The sequence below is a fragment of the Frankia sp. CcCS3 genome, from assembly GCF_977927575.1.
This window is the reverse complement of sequence record NZ_CDWRCL010000296.1, coordinates 1-4021: the sequence shown is the minus strand read 5'-3', so window position 1 is coordinate 4021 and position 4021 is coordinate 1. Positions and strand designations below refer to the sequence as shown.

Sequence of the window (4021 nt, the reverse complement as noted above, 5' to 3'; positions counted from 1 at the left end):
GCGGTGGTGACCGGAGCGACCTCCGGTATCGGCCGCGGCATTGCCCTCGCGCTTGGCCGTGCCGGCGCGCGGGTGGTCGCGCTCGGCCGCCGTGCCGACGCCCTGGAGTCCGTAGTGGAGGAACTCAGCGATGCTGGCGGCGCCGCCGCAGGCATCCGGTGCGATCTGGCCGATCGCGCCGAGCTGAGCAAGGCGGCCGATCAGGCGGCCGAACCGTTCGGGGAGCCCGACATCCTCGTCACCTCGGCAGGCGTAAACATCAGACCGCCCTTCGGCGGTCTGACCGACGAGGAGTGGGACCTGACGATGGCGGTGAATCTCGACGCTCCCTTCCTCCTGGGCCGTCGGTACGGCCCAGGAATGGCGGAGCGCGGCTGGGGAAGGATCATTAATCTGGCGTCGCAGCAGTCGATCCGCGCGTTCGGCAACAGCGGCGCGTACGGGGTGTCCAAAGCCGGTGTCGCGGCACTGACTAGGTCTCAGGCCGAGGCTTGGTCGAAACGCGGTGTGTGCTGCAACGCGATCGCTCCGGGATTCGTCCGGACACCGCTTACCAAGACCGTCTTCAACGATCCGGAGCGGGCGACGGCAATGGCCAATCGAACAATGCTGGGGCGAAACGGCGAGTTGTCGGACCTGGTGGGCGCCGCTGTGTTCTTGGCCGGCCCCGCCGCCGTCTACCTTACCGGCCAGACGCTGTTCGTGGACGGAGGCTTCTCCGCTACCTGACGGTGGGTTCCACCGCCCTGGCGCGGCCGGGAGTTCGATCCAACAGCCCGGCGGGTGTGCCGCCGCGCTGCCCGATCGGAGCAGGTCCCGAAGCAGGGGCGAATGCGCCTTGGCGACGTCAAATCCGGTTCCGGTCGCATCGACGATGTGGTCGAAATGGTCGATCCGGCTCCGGCCCCCGGCAGGGCACGCGTGACCGCGAAGCCGTAGCCTGATCGGCTTACGTCCAGCACGCCAGTGCGAAGGTCGAGCTGCCCGGTCTCGATGAACTCCCACAGCTTGACGGCGTTCTCGATCGGAATGCAGTGGCGGTACATACCCCAGAACACGTACTGCTCCCGCATGAATCGTTCCTTCGTCGCGGGAGGGAGCGTCCTAAACCAGCGCAGCAAGCGTCTCGCTTGCATATCCGCAAGCGAAAATGCTGGCCGGGCTGGCAGTTCGTAAGTAGTCGGAAGTCTTGTGGTTGATCGGTGCCGGGGCCTCATCAGTGTTGGCTGTGTGTGGTTCGCTGGCCGTGTTGGGTGATCTCCGGCTTGTCGGGATGGTTTGCTGCGGTGCGTGACGGCTACGGGGGCTGCGGCAGGCCGGTGACGGTGACCGCGCCCGGCCCGTCGAAGGCGATCGGCAAAGAGCTGTTCACGAACCGGTTCCTCGCGATGCTGCTCGTGGAGCGCTATGTCGCGGGCCGGTCGCAGAACTCGCTGGTCACCGGCCTGGCCCGCCAGGGCGCCCGGATCTCGCCGGCGACGCTGACGGGGGTGTGCGCCCAGGTCGGCGGCCTGCTCACCCCGCTCGCCGAGAAGATCGTCGAACGGTCGCGCGGGTCGTGGCACCTGCACGCCGACGAGACGAGATGACCTGGCGGGTGTTCACCCCCGACGGCCAGGACACCTCGGCGCGCTGGTGGCTGTGGGTCTTCCTCGGCCCGGACTCGGTGTGCTTCGTGATGGACCCGACCCGGTCGGCGGCGGTGCTCGCCGGCCATGTCGGGATCAGCGAGACCACCGGCCAGCTCGACGGCGCCGGCGGCCCGCGCCGGCTGGTGATCTCCTCGGACTTCTACACCGTCTACGCCTCCGCCGGCCGCAAGGCGGACGGGATCGTCAACCTGTTCCGCTGGGTCCACGTCCGCCGCTACTTCCTGCGGGCCGGGGACGGCAACCCCGCCCAGCTCGGGATCTGGGCCCGCCAGTGGCGCGAGCGGATCGGCGCGCTCTACGCCACCCACGGTGACGCCGCCCGGCAGCATGCCCACACCCAACTTCCGACTACTTACGGCAGTTCTGCGACCCTGATCTGGCTGGCCGCCGCTACCAGGTAGCCGGGATCCGATACGGGTACGCGAACGTACCCGTATCCTGCTGGGTGGGTGAAAGGAGGCTGTCCATGGCGGATGCGAATGTGCGGATTCCGGCGGAGGCGCGGGATCGGTTGGCGGAGGTGGCGGCGGCGGAGGGGTTGTCGTTGCGGGCGTATCTGTCGCGGTTGGCGAGCACGCTGCTGACGCCGGCGGAACGTGCGGAGCGCGCCGAGCGGGCTCGGGCGGTGCTGCGGGAGTGGAGCGGCTACGACCCGACGGAGGAGGAAGCCGCGCAGGTCGATGCCGAGCTGAACCGTCGGCTGGCGCGGGCGTTGGGGCGGTGAGCGACGCGCTGCATGTGGTGCTGGACGAGACGGCGATGGTCTCGGCCGGCTACGGCAACGTGCTGGCGTCCCGGTTGATCCAGCGCGCTCACACCGTGCCGGGTCATTTTCTGTATGCCCCGGCGTGTGCGCTGGTGGAGGCGGACCGGGCCCGGCCGGGAACCGCCGAGCACATCGCCGCGCTGCCTGCGGTGACCATCGTGGAGTTGGACCTGGCGGCCGCGCTCGCGGTGGCCCGCGGTACCTGCTGGGCGCCGGCGCACGTCCTGTACGCGGCCGAGCCCACCTCGGAGCGTCCCGAGGGTGCGATGATCGCGACGGCGGTGCCGGATCGGTGGGCGGGCCAGCCGGTGCGTCTGTTGGATCTCAGCCCGTGAGCTGGTCCGGCCCGGCGGCTCCACCGCAGCCAACACCCGTCTTGGCGCCTGCGGGCGGGTCGTGGCTGCTGCCGTCACGGCAAGAAGACGGAAAGGGGAGCCGGGAGGGTTCGGCAGACGCTCGCTCACCTACCTCGGATACGGGCTGCGCGACATGTCCTGCGGCAAAGCTCGCTGACGCCACCCGGCCGGGTGAGGGCGAGTTCCTGGATGGACGTCTCGGGAAATCACGGCGCGGACTATGGTGGTGGCCGGGCAGAGCACCGTCCAGTTCCGCGTGGCCGGAAGGTTCGCCCTGGTGATGATGCGATACGCGTTCCGCCTGTATGTGGCTGGGCAGTCGGAGCAGTCCAGCACTGCCGAGGAGAGTAACGAGGCCTATATTCATGCTCATGCTGGCAGGTGGACGCAAGCGCCACGCACTCGACCGAACCGGAGAGTGGAGGCCAGATGCGCCAGTCCCGATCAGCCCGTATCCCACGCCCATTCCTTGCTGCCGTGCTTGCGGTGAGCCTGCCGCTGCTGACCGGAATATCAGGGTCGGGTTTGTCCGCGTCCGCCGCTGCGGCCACCCGGACAAAGCTAACCTGGAAATCGTGTGAGAATGGGTTGGAGTGCGCGGCTCTGCCCGTTCCGTTGGACCACGCCAGGCCTGCCGCAGGCACGGTCAACCTGGCGTTGATCCGTGCTCCGGCCCGCCAGCCACACCGGCGGATCGGCTCGCTGGTAATGCTGGCCGGTGGGCCGGGCCAGTCGGGAGTCGGGTTCATCCGCGACTGGCTGGGCTTCTTCGGCGCGTCGTTGCGCGACCGTTTCGACATCGTCGGGTTCGACCAGCGGGGTGTCGGTGGGAGCGCGCCGGTCCGTTGCAGCAGCGGGCAGGATAATGATCCGCTAGCCGCCGCCTCCCCGTTCGCGATCCACTCCCGCGCTGGGAGTGAGGATGACGACGTGTACAAGGAGCTGGTTGACGACAGGCGTCAGTGGGCGCAGGGCTGCGTACGGTTCAGCGGCGCTGAACTGCCGTACCTGTCGACCGAGGCCGCGGCCCGGGATCTCGATCTGCTGCGAGCCGCGCTCGGCGAGGACAAGCTCACCTCTTACGGGGGATCCTACGGCACCGTGCTGGGCACCACCTACGCCAGCATGTTCCCGACCCGGATCCGGGCGCTGGTGCTGGACGGCGTAGAAGATCCGAACGTGTGGATGAACCAACCGCAGGAGGACCTACGCCGAATGGCTCAGGACTTCGAGACCGCGCTAGTACT

Annotated in this window: 4 protein-coding genes and 1 pseudogene; all 5 read left to right on the top strand. The window is 68.6% G+C overall.

The window, feature by feature from the left end; translation table 11 throughout:
• A partial coding sequence (locus AC08OQ_RS18175; RefSeq protein ID WP_476612236.1) for an SDR family NAD(P)-dependent oxidoreductase occupies positions 1–729 on the top strand: 729 nt, incomplete at its 5' end.
• A 578-nt stretch (positions 730–1307) separates the two neighbouring features.
• Positions 1308–1972 (top strand): annotated as a pseudogene (locus AC08OQ_RS18170) (IS66 family transposase); the annotation flags it as partial.
• 146 nt (positions 1973–2118) lie between these two features.
• Positions 2119–2376: a hypothetical protein gene (locus tag AC08OQ_RS18165; protein WP_476600842.1), complete on the top strand. Its 258-nt coding sequence runs from the start codon at positions 2119–2121 to the stop codon at positions 2374–2376.
• A complete protein-coding gene (locus tag AC08OQ_RS18160) occupies positions 2373–2753 on the top strand; it encodes a PIN domain-containing protein (RefSeq protein WP_462203698.1) in 381 nt (126 codons plus the stop codon). Before AC08OQ_RS18165 ends, AC08OQ_RS18160 begins: the two co-directional genes overlap by 4 nt.
• Before the next feature lie 609 nt (positions 2754–3362).
• A partial coding sequence (locus AC08OQ_RS18155; protein WP_476612235.1) for an alpha/beta fold hydrolase occupies positions 3363–4021 on the top strand: 659 nt, incomplete at its 3' end.

Excerpts from the sequence above, each read along its gene's own strand:
- AC08OQ_RS18165 (WP_476600842.1), top strand. The coding sequence starts at position 2,119 with ATGGCGGATGCGAATGTGCGGATTCCGGCGGAGGCGCGGGATCGGTTG.